This window comes from Microbacterium maritypicum MF109, assembly GCF_000455825.1.
GTDB lineage: Bacteria > Actinomycetota > Actinomycetes > Actinomycetales > Microbacteriaceae > Microbacterium > Microbacterium maritypicum_A.
Window position 1 is genome coordinate 1 of sequence record NZ_ATAO01000193.1, and the last position, 15,612, is coordinate 15,612.

Below are 15,612 nucleotides of genomic sequence, written 5' to 3' on the forward strand. Positions count from 1 at the left end.
AGAACCCACTGATTCAGAGTCTGAGGTGTTCTGGGGCATCGTGGCCCAGCTCGACGTCGCGGCGCAACGGATTTGAGCCGGCCGACGCTGCGCGGGCAATCTTCGGGTATGAAGACCGAGATACCCATTGCCCCAGAATGGCTCGATCCTCTGACCGCGTATCTCGCCTGGATGCGCAGCGCACGCAAGTCGGATGGAACGATCTACCAGCACAGCTACCAGCTGCGGAAGTATGCACGGCGGACGGGCGCAGCGCCCCAGCCTGTGACGCTCGAGCAGCTGGTCGAGTACATGGCCTCGCTCGACGCTCTGGGGGCGGCAGCGAGGCGATCCGCGCGACAGGCGATCCGCGGGTTCTACGGATGGGCAGAGATCGTGCGGGGCTGGGACAACCCGTCGCGACACCTGCCCGCGATCAAAGCGCCTCGAGGCGTCGCGAGGCCGGCACCTGAGCACTCGGTGCGCGTCGGGCTGGCGACCAAGGACATGCGCACACGCATGATGATCCGCCTGGCGGTCGCTGCCGGCATGCGCTGCCGCGAGATCTGCCAGGTGCACACCGATCACCTGCGCCGCGATCTCGTCGGATGGTCGCTGCTGGTCGAGGGCAAGGGCGATCGCCAGCGCCTCGTCCCGCTGCCCGACGACGTCGCGCTCGACATTCGCGACGCTGAGGCCGGCTACCTGTTCCCCGGCAAGATCAACGGGCACCTCTCTCCCGGCCGCGTGTCCGAACTGATCAGCGAGGCGCTGCCGCCGGGCATCACGGCGCACATGCTGCGGCATCGCTACGGCACGCGGGCGTACAACCTCGGCGGCAAGGATCTCCGCGCCGTGCAGGAACTCCTCGGGCACGCCTACGCGACGACCACGCAGATCTACGTGGGCGTCGAGGACGACGCGATCCGACGCGCTGCAGCGGCCGCCTCGGGCTTCTGACGCTAGGTTAGGTGCCATGACCTCGGAGAACTCGTACACGTCGACCACCGCCTCGAGCAACGGCAACTACGTCTGGCCCAAGTTCGGGCACCTGCGGGCGCTCGCGATCGTGAGCGTGCTGGCGATCGTCGCGGCCGTCGTCCTCGGGATCGTGGCCCTGAACCTGCAGTCGGAGTACATGCCGGATCTCGGCGCAATCGTCGCGCTGAACGCGTTCTCTGACGCGCTGCTGCTGCTCGGCGTGATCGCCGGCGTCGGTGCGGTCGTCCTGGCCGGCGTGCGCACCCTCCTCGGCTCGCCTGAGCTTGCCGTGAGGGTGCGCCGCGGTCAGGACTAGCGCGGGACGTTCGCGGCCGCGAGCGAGGCCGCTGGCGTGCCTAGGATCGTCGCGCCGAGGCCAAGCCACAGGGCGACCTCCTCGGCCGTCGCGAGGCCGTAGAACACGACGAGGGGGCCGGCGGCCGCGATCGCGCGGAACAGCCACAGGCGCGCTGCCGGCGACGGGATCCAGCGGTTCGGGGTCTGCGTCGCTCGAGCCTCGGCGCGCGTGCGGGGAACCTCGCCGAATGCGGTGCGCTGCTTGTCATTCATGGTCGTCCTCTTTCTGTTGGAGCTTGTCGACGCGGGTCGACAGGTTGCGGTGGTCGGATCTCAGGCCGCGGATGTCCTCGCGCATGCCGCCGATGTCGCGGCGCAGCTCGCGGAACCAGCCGGCGGTTTCCGCGTGCCGCGAATCGTTCTCGACGCGCAGATTGGTCGTGTGATGATTGACCACCTGCTCGCGGGTCGCAGCTGTGTCCTCCTGCACGGCGCGCGTCGTGCGGCGGACGCTGCCGACGCGCTTGGCGAGGATGCCGAGGACACCAAGGGTGACCGCCTGGACGCCGCCGATCAGGGCGATCAGCACGGCCTCGCTCATCCGCGGAACAGGCCGGCTACGTTCTGCAGCTCGGTCACCTCGGGCGACGTCAGTTCGACGGCGTCGCGGCCGACGAGCTTGCGCCAGCGTGCGGCCTGGTTAGAGTCGGGCGTCGTCTGGTAGCTCGAGCGGCCGGGGATCCACAGGATCCACGTTGTGAGCTTGCCCTGGATCTGCACGTAGAAATACATCTCGGTCTCCTCGAATGGCTGTGCGATGGGGGTCGGGGTCGCGCCGCCGGCGGATGCCGGGATGGTGCGAACGATCGCGTACTGGCGGACGTTGGGCAGCTCCCAGTGCCACGGCTCGTACTTGTAGGGGCGGACGAGGCCGGCCGCCTCGAGCTTGCGGATGCGCTCGGGCGTGGGGTCGATGTCCAGGGCACCGAACCGGACGTGTGCGAGCGCCTGCGACTCGTCGTCGGGGTTGTCGGCGGGGTTGAACCCCGGCAGCCGCAGCCGCCAGCCGTCCCAGTAGTACAGCTGCTGCTTGTAGAGCCGGCCGGCGCTGTTGATGGGCGGCGAGCCGGCCGCCTGCCACGCCTCGACGACGATGCGCCGGGCGAACATGCCGGCGTGGCCGGGGATCGGGATGATGTCGAGCGCGCTCATGCGTTTTCCAGGGCGTCGAGGCGCTGGGCGAGCAGGTCGAGCGCCTGGTGCAGCTGGGCGTTTTGAGCCATGACGAGCGCCATGAAGTCGATCGAGTCGGGGACGAGCTCGCCGTCGATCTCGCGGTACACCACGAATGCGCGCTGGTCGTCGTGCTCTGCGAGGCGCTCGGCGATGTAGCCGTACGTCCACGCGCCGACGTCGCCGCCGCGCATCTGGAATCGCTTGAGATCCGGCCAGATGTCGCCGAGGGATGCCGGGTCGATCGAGGTGATGTACTTCTTGTAGCGCTCGGAGGACGAACCGCGGGAGATCCGGCCGTCGTTGTTGATGTACGCCGGCTGCCAGCCGGCCGTCGCGGGGGTCGCGGCCGGCACGTAGACATTGCCCGACGACAGGAACACGTTGCCCGTCACGGTGCCGCCGCTGACGGGGAACTTGCCGTCGAGGACGTTCTGCAGCGCCGTGCCGTAGTTCTGCGTGCCGTCCGACGTCAGCACGTCGAGGATCGTGTGCTGGTGGGCAGTCGGCGGGAACTGGGCCGGCTTCCCGGTGATCGCACCCCACGACAGACTGATCGAGTCGAACAGGTCGCGCGCGAACGTGACGAGCATGTCACGCGTCTTGTTGATCGCGAGCCAGCCTGTGCGGCGGTCCTCGTCGCCGTCGAGCACGTCGAGGCCGGCCTCGAATGCGACCGTCCCCTCGTCGCCGGTGTAGTTCTCGGGCATTAGATGACCTCCTCGATCCACGACGCGCCGGACGGCGAGTCGTTCCAGGTTTCGCCGGCGGGGATGAGTACCCAGGCGGCTGCGGGTGTGTCTGCGGTGCGGCTCGTGACGGACATGGTGTCGTCGTCGAAGTTGTAGGCGATCGTGCCGGCGATGCCGGTCTGGATCGGGGCACCCTCGAGGACGATGCTGAGGGTCTGGTCGGTCTGCTCGAGCCAGGTGGGAACGGTGGTCACGGTCAGGATGCGGCCGCGGGAGAGCGCGCGACGCACGATGTGCTCGGCGCGGCCGGGGCCGGGGTACGGGGTGCGCACCTCGACGTATCGCACCTTGGTCGGCGAGGGGACGGCGCTGAATGAGTCGACGCGGCGCTGCTCGATGCCGGCGTCGTCTGTCCAGATGTAGACGTAGACCGCGGCGTCGTACCAGTCGTCACCCTCGCGTGATAGCCGCTCGTCGGACGTCTCGATGTTGACGCCGTGGCGGTAGGTCTGGTTGCCCTCGGCGCGGTAGCCGGCCTCGCGCAGCGTCCAGCGCCGGCGCTCGTCGCAGACGAGGCGCAGCCCGGCGGCCTTGAGCAGCGTCGACAGGAAGTCCATAGCCGAGGTGCCGGCGCGCCAGACGAATGCCTCGGGGACGGGTGCGTCGTGCAGCGGCTCGCGCGACGAGGCGGACTTGTTCGCCTCGCCGGCCCAGTTGAATGCGTAGTGCGCGTCATCCGGCAGCGAGCCGTCGAAGTACGGCTGCAGCTCGCCCTCGTTGAACATGGCGCAGTCGATGTAGCCGATCTGGCCGGCGGCCGTGGATCCGTTGACGCGGAAGAATACCTCCGCGCGGGTCGCTCGAGCGGGCGCGGTCGCGGTGACGTGGCAGCGGGCGATCCAGCTGCCGTCACTGAGGGCGACAGGCGTGCCCTCGACGTCGGGGGCGACGGGGATGCCCGATGCATCGAGCCAGCGGATGACGGCGAACATGGTGCGGTTTGGGGTGATGAACCGGCGGCCATATGCGGACAGTGTGTACGTCTTGCCGGGCGACACCGAGGGGCCTGAGCCGAGGGCGTTGGGGACGACGGCGAGCTGGCCGGCGGCGATGCTCTGATAGCCGGCGGCCGCGATGCCGGCGGGGTTGCCGGGCTGCGTCGGGGACGAAAAGAACAGGGAGCAGTTGCCGCCGGCCGTCCAGGGCGTGAGGGCACCCTCGACCGAGGGGTTGGCGAGTTGGTTCTGCAGCGGCCAGTACGCCGTGACGTCGGCGTCGGGGCCGCCAGGCTGCAGCGTTGCGCCGATCTTGGACAGCACGTAATTGGTGAGGGCGCGGACGGATGCCTGGTGCTGGCGCGGCGTCGGGTCGTCCTCGAGCTGGGCGAAGTCCTCGAGCAGCGCCTCGTCCGATGCGAGTTGCAGCGTGACCGTGCCGGCCGATCGGTTCGGGGTGACCTCGCGGATGCCGAGATCGAACGATCGTGCGCGTACGGCGCCGCTGCTCAGGAACGTGGCCGACACGTCGATCGAGACACGGCGGGAGCTGCGCGGGTCGATCTGCTCGAGCAGTCCCGTCCGGTCGGCAACGGTGATCTGGCCCTGCACATGCTGCAGTCGCGAGGCGTCCAGGGACACGCCGCCGGCGAGGTCGCCGGCGAGGGGAATGTCGCCGGCGACGTCGAGCACGCGGGCGGTCACCTCGTGGCGAGAGAACGCGGTCATACGCGCACCTCCTGATAGGGCACCTCGAGCACCCAGCGGGCGACGGCGTCCTGCTGCGCCTTGCGGATGTTGCCGCGCGGCACGTAGGCGGCCGGCAGGAACGGCATGTCAGTCTCGACGGTGAACGCGTGCGCGGTCAGGTGAAACAGTCGGGCAGCCTCGGCCGCGGCCTGATCCATGAACAGCATGCGCATCATGCCCGTCGCGGGGCCGGCCGGCCGTAGCGTGACGACGACGTCCTGGGATCCGGGGATCTCGTGGACGATGGATCGGGCCTCGTTCTCGGTGACGTGGCCGGCGAGGACGAGGTCGGGGGCGATGCTGCCGGCTGCGCCGTGTCGTCGAATCGTCGTGGGCATTATCCGTCCCATCCCTCGGGGGTGACGTAGCGGCCGTTGATCTTGAGGGTGCGGCCGTTGTTCTGGCTGATGAATCGGTTCAGGGCACCCTCGGCACCTGAGAGATCTGCGTTGACCTGCAGGGTCGTGGTCTTGACGGTGGGGATCTTGCCGTCGAGGTCGCCCTTGAATCGGTCGACGTTCTGGTGTGCCTGTCCGGTCTTGGCGTCGATGACTACCTCGGTACCGTCCGGCAGGGTGTAGAGCTTGTTGCCGAACTCGTCGACCGCCTCGGTCGCCTCGCCGGCCTCGCGTACGGCATCCAGTAGGAAGTTGGACGTCACGCTCTTGGCGGTGTCGGCTTTGGCGGCGTACTCCTCGGTGACGTCGGCGATGTCCTGCCAGCGGTCGCGGATCCCCTCGAGGTGTGTCTCCTCGAGTCCCTGGTTCTGGCCGCCCCAGAACGCGCCCAGCTCCTCCCGCTTGCGGCGCTCCTCGTCGATCGCCGCGTTCACGGCGTTCTGTACCTCGAGCTGTGCGTCGCGGTCGCCGGCGTTCGCGGCGATCAGTCGCTCGGTGTCGAGGCCGATGTCGCGGGCGTCCTGCTGGATCCGCTTCCACTCGTCAGCGCGGTCGGGGTCGAACATGACTGAGTTGGCTTCCGCGATCAGCTGAGCCGTGTCGATGTAGTTGCGGCCCTCCTCGGCGGCTGCCTGGTAGACGCCGGCCAGGCGCTCGCGCAGCTTGTTCGCTTCCTCCTGCTGGCGCTGTAGCTCGGCGCTGATGAGGCCGAGGCCGGCCGCGCCGGCGGCCGTGACCGCGAGGCCGGCGATGCCGCCGAGTGCGCCGGATCCGGCGAGGCCGCCGAGGGTGTCCTGCGCGATCTGGGGCAGATCCTCGAGGTCGCCACGGAATGACGAGAATGTCTCGCCGAGGTTCTGGCGAAGCTCGCCGCTGACCTCGGATCCGGTGTCGCCGAGGCGGCGGAACCCACGCGATCCGACGTCGCCGATCTCCTCGGTTCTGCTCGAGGTGTCGCGGGCGGTATCGGCGAGATCCTTGAAGCTGCGCTCGAGGCGGTCGAGTGAGCGGTCGCCGTCGCGGGCGACGTCGTCGAGGCTCTTGGACACGTCGTCGAACGCGGCTTCTACGCGCTCGGTGCCGCGCTCGACGTCGCGCGTGTTGGCGAGAAAGTCGATCTTGATGGGCATTAGGCAACTACCTCGACGGTCGGGATCTGGCGGAATTGGTCGATGACGGTGTCAACCCACAGGGCGACGAGCTGCGTGCCGGTGTCGCTGGCGGCCGCGAATGCGACCTGGCCCTCGGAGCTGCGCGAGTCGAACTGTCGGTTGATGGTCAGCGGGCGTGTGTAGCGGGTGCCGCCGCGCGATCGCTGCGATACCTGGATCCGGCGGGTGTTCGCGCCGAACTCTGCGCCGGCCCACTCGAGGGAGGGGACGAGGCCGCCGCTGAGCGGCCGCCGGCGGGTCGCCGCGTGCAGGGTGACGCCGCGGTCGGTGGCTGCGACGCGCGCGCCCGATGTGATGACCTCGCGCTCGAGGTTCGATCGGGCGCGCGCGTTCAGCTCCTGCCGCCATAGGGGCGTCAGGCGGCCGCGTGCGGCCTTGTTGATGTCCAGCCGGACGTCGCGCTGCGCCCGCCGTAGCGACAGGATCGTCGCCTGCAGCTCGGGGGAACGTCGGACGTCGAGCATGGCCGGCGGCTTACGGCGTGACGGCCGGCGTGTAGACGCCGGCGAGAGTGACGTTGACCTCGGGGATCGACGTGCCGCGCGCCATGGTCATCGGCAGCCGCTGCAGCGTGATGTCGACGGACTCGGAGAACGTGCCGTCGTGGTGCGGGCTGACGACCAGGGTGGCCTTTTCGCCGGCGCGATCGCGCATGATGCGCCACAGCGACTCCTCGTTCTCGGTGTCCTGGGCGATCGACATGGCGACGTCGCAGCCGGCGTCGTCGGTGATGGTGTTGCCGTCGCCGCCCTCCCAGCTCGAGATCTTCGGGGTGATGTCGATCTTGGACGTGTGGCCCTGGTACTCGTCGGTGCCGACCAGCAGCTTCCAGCGCTTGGTCGAGCGGGCGGTGTTCGCGATGACAGGCATGTCTTACTCCTCGGTTTCGGCCGGCGGCTCGATGGTGCCGGCGGCGCTGATGGTGAACTGGTAGGCGGGCTTCTGGGGGTCGTAGGACGTGCGCTCTGCGGTGCCGTCCCAGTTGTCGTCGGGCAGCTGCTGCAGGATGCGGATCAGCTGCAGGGTGGCGTCCTCGAGGCGATCCTCGACGTCGGCCAGGTCGTCGCCACGCGAGGCGTCGACGACAACCCAGACGGCGAGGTCGGCGACGACGGGGATACCGGCGTCGTCGGGCGAGAACTGGCCGGCGACGATAGTGCGCTGCTCGATGACGATTGCGACGGGCTTGGCCGCGTCCTCGAGCGGGGCGAGCTTGAGGGGGTAGGGGTAGATCTCCCAGGTGCTGGGGGCAGCCGGCGCGATGAGCTGCTGCAGGTCGCTGCGTGCGCTCATGGTCAGCCGATCAGGGAACGGACGCGGCCGTGGTCGTGGGGGTCGTCGTCGCCGTCCTGGTTCGGCACGATGAGCAGCGCCATGATCTTGCGGTCGAACGGGTAGACGCGGACGCTGTTGCCCTCGCCGCCCATCTCGTCGTTGACGCTGGCCTGCGAGGCTTGCTTGTTGGCGAGTGCCTGCAGGACGACACCCTGGGCGAATGACTCGGTGGGCGGGGTCGCGGTGGTGATCGCGAGTCCCTTTTTCTGCAGGCATTGTTCCTGCGCCGCGGCGAGGCCTCGCGAGCTGACGGTGATGTTCAGCTCGGACTTGGCGGTGCCGGCGGTATACCACTCGAGCGGTTCAGCCATGATCTGTCCTTTGGTGATGGGGTGCGGTGCCGGGCGTGGGGTCGCCCGGCACCGCGGGGGTCAGGCCTGGGGCGGCGTGACGGGGGTCGGCACGACGGCCGGCTTCTTGGGGATCTGGGACTGGTAACCCTTCTTGCGGGTGTTCAGCTCCTTGATCGCGGCCTGGTGCCGCTTGATCTCGGTGTCGATCTGCGAGATCTTCACCTGGACGTATGCGGCGTTGGTGTCAGCCATGGCGGTTCTCCTTAGGGGGTCGGGGTGACGGTGGTCTTGAGGACGGCGCGCGCGTCGTTGACGAGGGTGCCGCCGTAGGCGAAGAACCCGATGTCGATTGCGCCGTGGGCGATGTCCTGCGCCTCGAGCTTGATCTGGGGCGACTCGTAGACCGTGACCGCGCGGCGGTCGTAGGTCTCGAACGTGCCAGCCGGCAGCTTGAAATCGACGTCGGCGTCGAACACGCCGGCCAGCGACGTGTTGCCGTCGAGCTTCACGAAGCCGCTCGAGTTGGCGATCCACGCCGGCAGATCGGCGATCTTGAGCTGCGCCCACTCGACAAACAGGTCTTCGGCCATCCACATCTTGGACGGCGTCGCACCGATGCGCTTGAGCTGCAGGAACGACTTGACGAATGCCTCGACGAGCGAGGCCGCGCCGCCGGTCAGCGCGGTCGCGGCGGCGAGCAGATCCACCGATACGGCCTCGTCGGACTTGGCGTCGTAGCCCTGGCCGAGCAGGTTGAACAGCGAGGCGATGAGGTCGGCGCTGCCGAGGTCGCGGTGGATCCGGTCGATCTTGTTGCCGAATGCCCAGCGGCCGGGCACCTCGGACACCGGGACGGTTTCCCAGGTGCCGGTCGGGATCTCGGCCAGCTCGCCCTCGTAGGGCTGCGGGGCCGGCGTGGGCTGCTTCCACTTCCAGCCCTCGATACGCGTGGCCGTCAGCGGCTTGGTGCCGCCGAGGCTGTCGATGACGGGGCGGCCCTCGGGGCGCGCCGTCCAGACCTCGCCGATGCGGTCGGGCGCGGTGAACCCGCCGCCGACGTCGGCGGACTCGAGGACGGGCGCGAGGGCATTGTTGACGCCGGCAACCCATTCGGCGGTGGATGCGCCGGCGTGGATGAGCGCGGCCGCGTCGCGGGCGACGTTCATGAGCGACTGAGGGCGCTCGGTGATCCGGGCGACGGGGGCAGGCTGCGCACCCTGGGGGCCGGTAGCGTACTCGACGGGCACGGCGACACCGGGCGCGCCGGCTGCCGGGGCGAGCGCTGCGGCGGGGGCCGGCTCGGCGGACACGATGTTCAGCGCCGCAAGCGCTGCGTCGTGCTGCTCCTGGGTGATCTGTCCGGCTGCGAGTGCGGCCGCCAGCTGTTCACGGTTCATGCGGGGTTCCTTTCGAGGTGCTGCCAGGGCGGCAACGGGGACGGGTGCCGGGGCCGCGGCGCGGCCGGCGTGGGCGTACATGGACAGATCGAAGTGAGCGGCCGGCGCGTCGGCCTCAGTGGGTGCGCTGGCGAGCCGGTCGGCGAGGCCGGCGGCGACGGCCTCCTCGGCGCTGTACCAGGTTTCGGCTTTCATCACGGCGCGCCAGGCGGCAGGGTCGCCGCCGGCTCGCTCGGCGTACATGGCGGCGATGTTGTCGCTGAGCCGGTCGAGGTCGTCGGCGACAGTGCGGATGTCGTCGGCGTTGCCGATCGCGATGTTCCAGGCGTCGTGGATCATGATCTCGGCGTGATCGCTGATGACGATCTCGTCGCCGGCGCAGGCGATGAAGCTGGCAGCGGACGCCGCGAGGCTGTCGATCTGCACGACGACGTGGGCACTGGTCTCGCGCAGCACGTTGCGGATCGCGATGCCCTCGTAGACGTCGCCGCCGGGGCTGTTGATGTAGACGTTCAGCGTGGCTACGTCGAGGTCGCGCACCTCGCGGACGACGTCGGCAGCGCGGATGCCGTCCCAGTACGAACCGATGGGGCCGTACAGGTGGAGCGAGGCGACGCCGCCGGCGGACTCGAGGTTCCACGCCGGCGTCGTCTGCGCTGCGGCTGCGGCGAACTGGACGCGCGTGAGGGTAGCGAGTGCCGTGTCGTGCTGCGCCTGGGTGATGCTGCCGGCGGCGAGAGCTGCGGCGAGCTGCTGGCGGTTCATGCGGGGATCTCCTCGGGGGTCGTGCTGCGCAGCGTCTGGCCCTCCTGGGCGTCGATCCACTGCTGGTCGATGAACTTGCCGTCGAGGCCGATCTTGTAGGTCTCGAAGCGGGTCTTGAGATCGGGGCGCGTCAGCACCTCGGTGTCAAACTCCGTCGTCCAGCCGAGGGGCGTGCAGTCGGGCATCGACAGCCGGCCGGCGATCGCCGTGGTGTAGGTGGCGAGGTAGAGGTCGATGAGTTCCCAGGCGCGCGACTGGCGGTTCTGGTAGTTGAGCGTCGATCCCTCGAGGGCGACGTCGGCGGCCCAGGCCGGGATGCCGATCTGCCGGGCGAGCTTGAGATCCATGCGCGACTGCGCGGTGGCGAGCAGCTGCGAGTCCTGAATGCCGAGGGTCTTTACCTCGATCGACTTGTCGGTGTAGCCGGCGCCATACTTGGCGCGAGCGTTGCGCCACGACGTGAGCAGTTCGCGGATCTGCCAGTCCTCGAGCGGCTTGTCGCCGGTGTTGTGCAGGTCGATCGAGGGCACGGGGTTCTCCTCGGCGAGCGAGGCGGCACGGTCGAGGACGACGGCGCGGCGCAGCGTGCGGATGCCGTCGTGGAGCAGGCCGCCGTCTGGCGCGTCGAACTGGATGACTCCCCAGCCCTCGGCGGCGATGTCCTTGCCCCAGGCCTTGACGAGCTTGCCAGCGTCGTCGAACTCGGCGTCGGCGCGGTCGAGCAGCTTGACGCCGCCGCGTGCCGGCCAGCCGTAGGCGTCGCGGCGCTGGACGATCCACCAGGTGCGGGGGTAGTAGTACAGCGCGTCTGCCGTCCAGATGAGCGTCTGCGCCAGCGGGCGGTCAGCCTCGGGCTGCTGCAGGTAGGCGAGCTGCTGCGAGGTGATCTGGCCGTTCTTCTTGGTGACGAGCGGCATGCGGCCGAGGTTGGTGCACAGCACGCGCCGGCCCTTGGCGACGACGTCGAGCTGTTCGGCGGTGCGTCGCGTGATCTGGATGCCGGATGCGTCCGCCATGCCGAACAGGTTCTGCAGGTCGACGGGGATGAGGTGGCTGCTGTCGGCCCAGTCCTCGGGCGACTTGATAGCCAGGTCGACCGGCTCGTTGAGCCAGCGCCATGCGCGAGTCAGGAAGTTGGGCTTGTCGTTGTCCACGTCATGAAAGATCCCGGCGACTCCCGACAGCTGAGCGCATTGAATCGGCGTGTCGTGCTTTCAGGCACGCGCCCGAATCTTGGACAGGGTGTCGCGAGCTTGGTCGATGTCGGGGTGCGCGCGCTCCTCGTGGCGCGCGCCGATGCGCCAGCCCTCGGTACGGCTGTCGGCGAGGTCGGCGTATCCGGGGCAGCGGCTGCAGAGCACGACGGTGCTGACGGGGGTCGAGTCGAGAGAGATCATGGTCAGTCCTCAGTAGCTCGTAACGGGCGTCCAGCTGGGCGCGGCGCGGTGGTCGTACATCCACAGCGCGACGGCTGAGGCGATGGGGCCGGCGACGGGGCCGGTCGAGTCGGCGCGAGAGATCCTGGTCAGCTCGCCGCTGCGCTTCATGACGATGTGCGCGACTCCATTGGCGAGGGTGCGGGATCCGTCGTGGATCAGGTTCTTCTCGTCGCGGGCGGCGGTGATCCAGGTCTCGTCGGCGACGCCGCGGTCTTTCATGCCGAGGGTCTGGACGGCGTCGTCGCCGAGGCGCAGACGTAGCCGGTCGTTGAGTCGGCGCGTGGGGCCGCCGTCGTCTGCGCCGAACGCGGCCGGCGCGTAGCCGTGGATCTCGACTAGCAGCTCTTCCATCCACTGCGTGCCGGGCGCGGCGTGCACGACGCGGGTGCAGGCCGTGCCGGCCGCGTCGCGCCAGCTGGCGAGGATCGCGCCCATCTCGTTGTCGTGCGCGACTTCCCAAGCGACGGCGACGTCGGCCCATGCTGCGCCGATCGTCGGGTCGGCGAGGTCGTCCCAGTCGGCCGGCGGGATGAGCGGGTCGGCGGCTTCCGTCCAGATGTTGCAGAACGCGCGCAGCCACGTCGGCCGGCTGACCTGGCCGGCGAGTTCCATGAGCGCTGCCAGCTCCTGCGTGCCGGTGCCGTCCTGCCGGCGTACGGCAGGGTGGAACCGGGCGATCGCGACGGGGTCGTACGGATCCTCACCGTCTGGCAGCGAGGCCTCGAAGTAGGCGATCTTCGGGTGGGATCCGCGATCGCGGACGGACTCGCGGCCGCGCTCCACCCACTTGCGCAGGAACCTCGAGGCCGCTGTGCCGGCCGTCGAGATCAGCCAGACCTGTCGCCGGCCGGCGAGGGTGACCTGGGCGGGGATGATCGCGCCCTCGAGGATCGCGTCGCCGAGTAGCTCGTCGAGTTCCCAGATCTCATCCATGCCTACGAGGGGCGGTGTCTCGCCGTGCAGCGCCGCCTCGACGGGGGCGAAGATCTTGTTACGCGCGCCGTTCGGCCAGATGATGCCCTCGTCGCCGGCGGACAGCCGAAAGATCGGGCCGACGTTCATGAGCGGCGATCCCTCGATGAGCTGCTTGAGATCGTTGAATCGGCTGCGCGCGTCCTTGCCGGTCTGCGCGGTGTAGAACGTCTTAGCGCCCGGCGTCGTGATCGCGCGCTCGATCTGCACCGGGCCGTACATCGTGGTCTTGCCAGACTGCCTCGGCACGGTGACGATGACGATCTCGTAGACGAGGTTGCCGAACGCGTCGATCTCGCCGGCGACGTCCCAGACGCACCGCTGCCACGGCATGCCGGGCTTGTCGAGTGCGCGCGCGATCTTGGCGATGCGGCCGCCGATCGTGCGCCGGCTCGGGTCGCGCGGCGTGGCGTAGGTGAACCCTGCCCAGTCGGGGACGATCGCCGGGATCGCGAACCGGGTGCCGGCCTCGGCGATCGTCACTCGTCGTCCCTGAGCGAGTCAACGAAGTCGGCGAACCGCTGCGCGATGTCGCCGGCGATCGGTGCCGGCAGCGCGAGCAGCGTGTCGCGCAGCTGTCCGGCCGCCATGGCCGCGGCCGAGGCACGACCGGATCGCCGGCCGGCCGTGACGGCGTCGGCCAGCTCGAGCGCGAGCTGGCACATGGCGACGTGTCGCGGCTCGAGCAGAGCATCCGCCTCGAGAGCCTGGATCGTGGCGATGACCGCGGCGCGCATCGGGGACACGCCGGCCTGATTCTCGGGCACGTACTCGAGGCCGGGCAGCGTCGGCGCGGTTTCGTCGTCGTTCGTCATGGTCGATCTCGATTCGTGTCAGGCTCGGTTTTTTGTGGGTGATCGGGGAGAAATGGACGCGGCTGTGCGTGGGTGTCCAGATCGTCCGCTCTTAAAAACTCAGCGGTCTTGGCCGGTGAATCGGAAGCGGTGGCCGGCGAGGACGACAGCTAGGCGGCCGGCGACGGTCACGAGGTCGGCGTGGTCGAGTGCGTCGATCGAGGCGCGCAGCTCGAGGCCGTGACGGTCGAGCGCTTCGTACTCCTCGAGGTACATGTGGTGCAGCATGCCGCCGGCCTGGGCGACGAGCGCATCCACCTGGGCGTCGAGCTGGTCGGCGGCAGCGGTGAGCGCGGCGCGCTGCTCGGTGGTGAGGTCGGCGGCGAGCTTGTCGAACTGCGCCTTGTGCTGGGCCTGGATCTCTTCGGGGCTGGCCATGATGGTGTGTCCTTTCAGTGGGTGAAGTGGTGCATGCCGGACTCGACCGGGATGCCGACGGGGCGCAGCGGCTTGCGGCCTCGCGAGTAGTTGCACTTGTCGTGCGAGGGGCCGAGGTTGTCGATGTCGTAGACCGCTCCCCCATCGACTCGAGGGATGATGTGATCCGCGGTCGTGGATCCAGGCCTGCCGCAGTTGATGCACAGATCGCCATACGTCGCGAGCGTGAGCTGGACGTATGCCTGCGCCTTGCGTCCTCCCCAGCGCTCGGGCTTGGCATCGGGGTCGGCGAATGCGCCGGGGCCGTGCGGCAGGTTCATCGTCATGGCCGCCGCCTCGCTGCTCGCACCTCGACGATCGCGAGGACGAGCCAAGCGGCGATCGCGAGCGGGATGCCGAGGGGGCCGAGGCTGTCGATCATGACGCGCTCCTCACGACCGGCTTCTCGCCGCAGTTGAGGCACGCGTGCGACTTGGGGCCGAGGTCGTGGCTGAACGGCGCTGACCAAGCTGCAGGGCAGCGGTCAGTCCGCCAGCGAACGATCGGCGAGTTATCCACAGCCGGCCGTGTCATCTCGTGAGGTACAGCTGGGTCTTTAGATGTTCTTACTTTGGTGTTCTTATAGGGCGACGGCTTACCGGCGACGGCAACCCGTCCGCCGGTCGCACCAGCTGACGGGATCCCGTCTACGGTCGAACGCGAGTTATCCACAGGCTGCAGACCGTCGATCGGGAGCTGCGGTGAGCCGACGACGGGCAGCTGGAACGGGTCTGTCAGGTGGAACACGTAGCCGGCCAGGCGGCCGCCCTGAGCGCGTCGCTGCTGACGGTGGAGGTAGCCGGCGTTCTCGAGTTCCTTGACCGCTGAGCGGACTGCCTCGCGGCCCTCTTTCCAGCTCGACGACTCGATGGTCGCCATGGTCACCTCGTAGCCGGCATCGTGCGTCATGAGCCAGACGAGGATGCCGCGGGCGACCCAGCTGAGCGCCTTGTCGCGCGCGTAGACGTTGGGAACCTGGGTGAAGTCCCGTTCCCATGCCAGGCGCTCGCGGCGCAGCGATCCCTCAGTCATCGTCCGTCCGCGATCTCGAGGTGGAGGGCGAACGCACCGAGGACGCGTACGAGGACGCGGTCACGGGCCTGCTCGGGGATCTCGCGGATGCGCTGCTCGAGCTGGCTGACAAGCTCGTCGTATCGCCGGCGGCTACCGCCGATGCGATCCTGCTCGATGATCAGGCGTGCGAGCCTGACGAGCGCGTCGACCTCGTTCTGGATCTCTGCGAGGATCATGGATTCCCATGAGCCGCCGGCGTTGGACATGTCTACTCCCGATGTCTTGTGCACCAGATAGGCGCATGTCCAAGATTCGGGCACGCGATCGAAACGCGTGTATTGGCGTCGGCGTGTCCAAGATTCGGGCAGGCTACACTGATCGCATGAGCATGACTGTTACGTGGACACTCGGTGAGATCCTTGCGAAGCTGCGCAAGGACGCCGGCATGGATCAGCTGTCGATGGCTAAGCGCGTCGGGATCGCGCGGAACACGCTGTCGAACTACGAGACAGACAAGAACATCCCACCGTTCGACGTAGTCGTACGGTGGGCTGCTGTCACAGGTGCCAGCCTCGATTGGCTGGCTTCGGTGTGCACCCCCTCGGACTTGAACCGAGAACCCACTGATT

Annotated in this window: 24 protein-coding genes; 3 read left to right on the forward strand and 21 right to left on the reverse strand. The window is 68.8% G+C overall.

Going from position 1 to position 15,612, the window contains the following annotated elements; all coding sequences use genetic code 11:
* Positions 1–108 precede the first annotated feature (108 nt).
* Positions 109–939, forward strand: coding sequence for a tyrosine-type recombinase/integrase (locus L687_RS32750; protein ID WP_021200039.1), 831 nt, complete (start codon positions 109–111; stop codon positions 937–939).
* 16 nt (positions 940–955) lie between these two features.
* On the forward strand, positions 956–1,276 hold the full coding sequence (locus L687_RS32755; RefSeq protein WP_021200040.1) for a hypothetical protein: 321 nt from the start codon (positions 956–958) through the stop codon (positions 1,274–1,276).
* Here the strand turns inward: L687_RS32755 and L687_RS32760 are convergent.
* From L687_RS32760 to L687_RS32845, 21 genes are all read right to left on the reverse strand, one after another.
* Positions 1,273–1,530, reverse strand: a complete 258-nt coding sequence (locus tag L687_RS32760) for a hypothetical protein (protein WP_021200041.1) — start codon at positions 1,528–1,530, stop codon at positions 1,273–1,275. The two genes, L687_RS32755 and L687_RS32760, sit on opposite strands and share 4 nt — an antisense overlap.
* Positions 1,523–1,858 (reverse strand): DUF2746 domain-containing protein, encoded by a 336-nt coding sequence (locus L687_RS32765; RefSeq protein ID WP_021200042.1) that lies wholly within the window; start codon positions 1,856–1,858, stop codon positions 1,523–1,525. The genes L687_RS32760 and L687_RS32765 overlap by 8 nt, the downstream gene beginning before the upstream one ends.
* A complete protein-coding gene (locus L687_RS32770; RefSeq protein ID WP_021200043.1) occupies positions 1,855–2,469 on the reverse strand; it encodes a hypothetical protein in 615 nt (204 codons plus the stop codon). Before L687_RS32770 ends, L687_RS32765 begins: the two co-directional genes overlap by 4 nt.
* Positions 2,466–3,200 (reverse strand): hypothetical protein, encoded by a 735-nt coding sequence (locus tag L687_RS32775; protein ID WP_021200044.1) that lies wholly within the window; start codon positions 3,198–3,200, stop codon positions 2,466–2,468. The genes L687_RS32770 and L687_RS32775 overlap by 4 nt, the downstream gene beginning before the upstream one ends.
* A complete protein-coding gene (locus L687_RS32780; RefSeq protein WP_021200045.1) occupies positions 3,200–4,906 on the reverse strand; it encodes a hypothetical protein in 1,707 nt (568 codons plus the stop codon). The genes L687_RS32775 and L687_RS32780 overlap by 1 nt, the downstream gene beginning before the upstream one ends.
* A complete protein-coding gene (locus L687_RS32785) occupies positions 4,903–5,265 on the reverse strand; it encodes a hypothetical protein (protein WP_021200046.1) in 363 nt (120 codons plus the stop codon). Before L687_RS32785 ends, L687_RS32780 begins: the two co-directional genes overlap by 4 nt.
* Positions 5,265–6,455 (reverse strand): hypothetical protein, encoded by a 1,191-nt coding sequence (locus L687_RS32790; protein WP_021200047.1) that lies wholly within the window; start codon positions 6,453–6,455, stop codon positions 5,265–5,267. Before L687_RS32790 ends, L687_RS32785 begins: the two co-directional genes overlap by 1 nt.
* On the reverse strand, positions 6,455–6,961 hold the full coding sequence (locus tag L687_RS32795; protein ID WP_021200048.1) for a hypothetical protein: 507 nt from the start codon (positions 6,959–6,961) through the stop codon (positions 6,455–6,457). The genes L687_RS32790 and L687_RS32795 overlap by 1 nt, the downstream gene beginning before the upstream one ends.
* Before the next feature lie 10 nt (positions 6,962–6,971).
* Positions 6,972–7,367: a hypothetical protein gene (locus L687_RS32800; RefSeq protein WP_021200049.1), complete on the reverse strand. Its 396-nt coding sequence runs from the start codon at positions 7,365–7,367 to the stop codon at positions 6,972–6,974.
* Between the two features lie 3 nt (positions 7,368–7,370).
* Positions 7,371–7,790, reverse strand: coding sequence for a hypothetical protein (locus L687_RS32805; RefSeq protein WP_021200050.1), 420 nt, complete (start codon positions 7,788–7,790; stop codon positions 7,371–7,373).
* Positions 7,791–7,792: 2 nt separating this feature from the next.
* Positions 7,793–8,143 (reverse strand): hypothetical protein, encoded by a 351-nt coding sequence (locus L687_RS32810; protein WP_021200051.1) that lies wholly within the window; start codon positions 8,141–8,143, stop codon positions 7,793–7,795.
* Positions 8,144–8,203: 60 nt separating this feature from the next.
* On the reverse strand, positions 8,204–8,377 hold the full coding sequence (locus tag L687_RS42800; RefSeq protein ID WP_021200052.1) for a hypothetical protein: 174 nt from the start codon (positions 8,375–8,377) through the stop codon (positions 8,204–8,206).
* 11 nt (positions 8,378–8,388) lie between these two features.
* The gene (locus L687_RS41885) at positions 8,389–10,287 is read right to left on the reverse strand and encodes a head maturation protease, ClpP-related (RefSeq protein ID WP_021200053.1); all 1,899 of its coding nucleotides are present in this window, start codon (positions 10,285–10,287) and stop codon (positions 8,389–8,391) included.
* Positions 10,284–11,441: a hypothetical protein gene (locus tag L687_RS32815; RefSeq protein WP_021200054.1), complete on the reverse strand. Its 1,158-nt coding sequence runs from the start codon at positions 11,439–11,441 to the stop codon at positions 10,284–10,286. The genes L687_RS41885 and L687_RS32815 overlap by 4 nt, the downstream gene beginning before the upstream one ends.
* A 60-nt stretch (positions 11,442–11,501) precedes the next feature.
* A complete protein-coding gene (locus L687_RS32820) occupies positions 11,502–11,684 on the reverse strand; it encodes a hypothetical protein (protein ID WP_021200055.1) in 183 nt (60 codons plus the stop codon).
* Positions 11,685–11,693: 9 nt separating this feature from the next.
* Complete coding sequence (locus L687_RS32825) at positions 11,694–13,181, reverse strand: hypothetical protein (RefSeq protein ID WP_021200056.1); 1,488 nt, start codon at positions 13,179–13,181, stop codon at positions 11,694–11,696.
* Positions 13,178–13,513, reverse strand: coding sequence for a hypothetical protein (locus L687_RS32830; protein WP_021200057.1), 336 nt, complete (start codon positions 13,511–13,513; stop codon positions 13,178–13,180). The genes L687_RS32825 and L687_RS32830 overlap by 4 nt, the downstream gene beginning before the upstream one ends.
* A gap of 99 nt (positions 13,514–13,612) precedes the next feature.
* A complete protein-coding gene (locus L687_RS43010) occupies positions 13,613–13,930 on the reverse strand; it encodes a hypothetical protein (RefSeq protein ID WP_021200058.1) in 318 nt (105 codons plus the stop codon).
* 14 nt (positions 13,931–13,944) lie between these two features.
* Complete coding sequence (locus L687_RS43015) at positions 13,945–14,256, reverse strand: HNH endonuclease signature motif containing protein (RefSeq protein WP_021200059.1); 312 nt, start codon at positions 14,254–14,256, stop codon at positions 13,945–13,947.
* A 91-nt stretch (positions 14,257–14,347) separates the two neighbouring features.
* Entirely contained in the window at positions 14,348–15,001 is a 654-nt protein-coding gene (locus L687_RS32840) for a hypothetical protein (protein WP_021200061.1), read from the reverse strand.
* The gene (locus tag L687_RS32845; RefSeq protein ID WP_021200062.1) at positions 14,998–15,249 is read right to left on the reverse strand and encodes a hypothetical protein; all 252 of its coding nucleotides are present in this window, start codon (positions 15,247–15,249) and stop codon (positions 14,998–15,000) included. The genes L687_RS32840 and L687_RS32845 overlap by 4 nt, the downstream gene beginning before the upstream one ends.
* 116 nt (positions 15,250–15,365) lie before the next feature.
* Between L687_RS32845 and L687_RS42805 the strand changes: the two genes are divergently transcribed.
* The coding region (locus tag L687_RS42805) for a helix-turn-helix domain-containing protein (protein WP_021200063.1) at positions 15,366–15,612 on the forward strand (247 nt) is incomplete at its 3' end.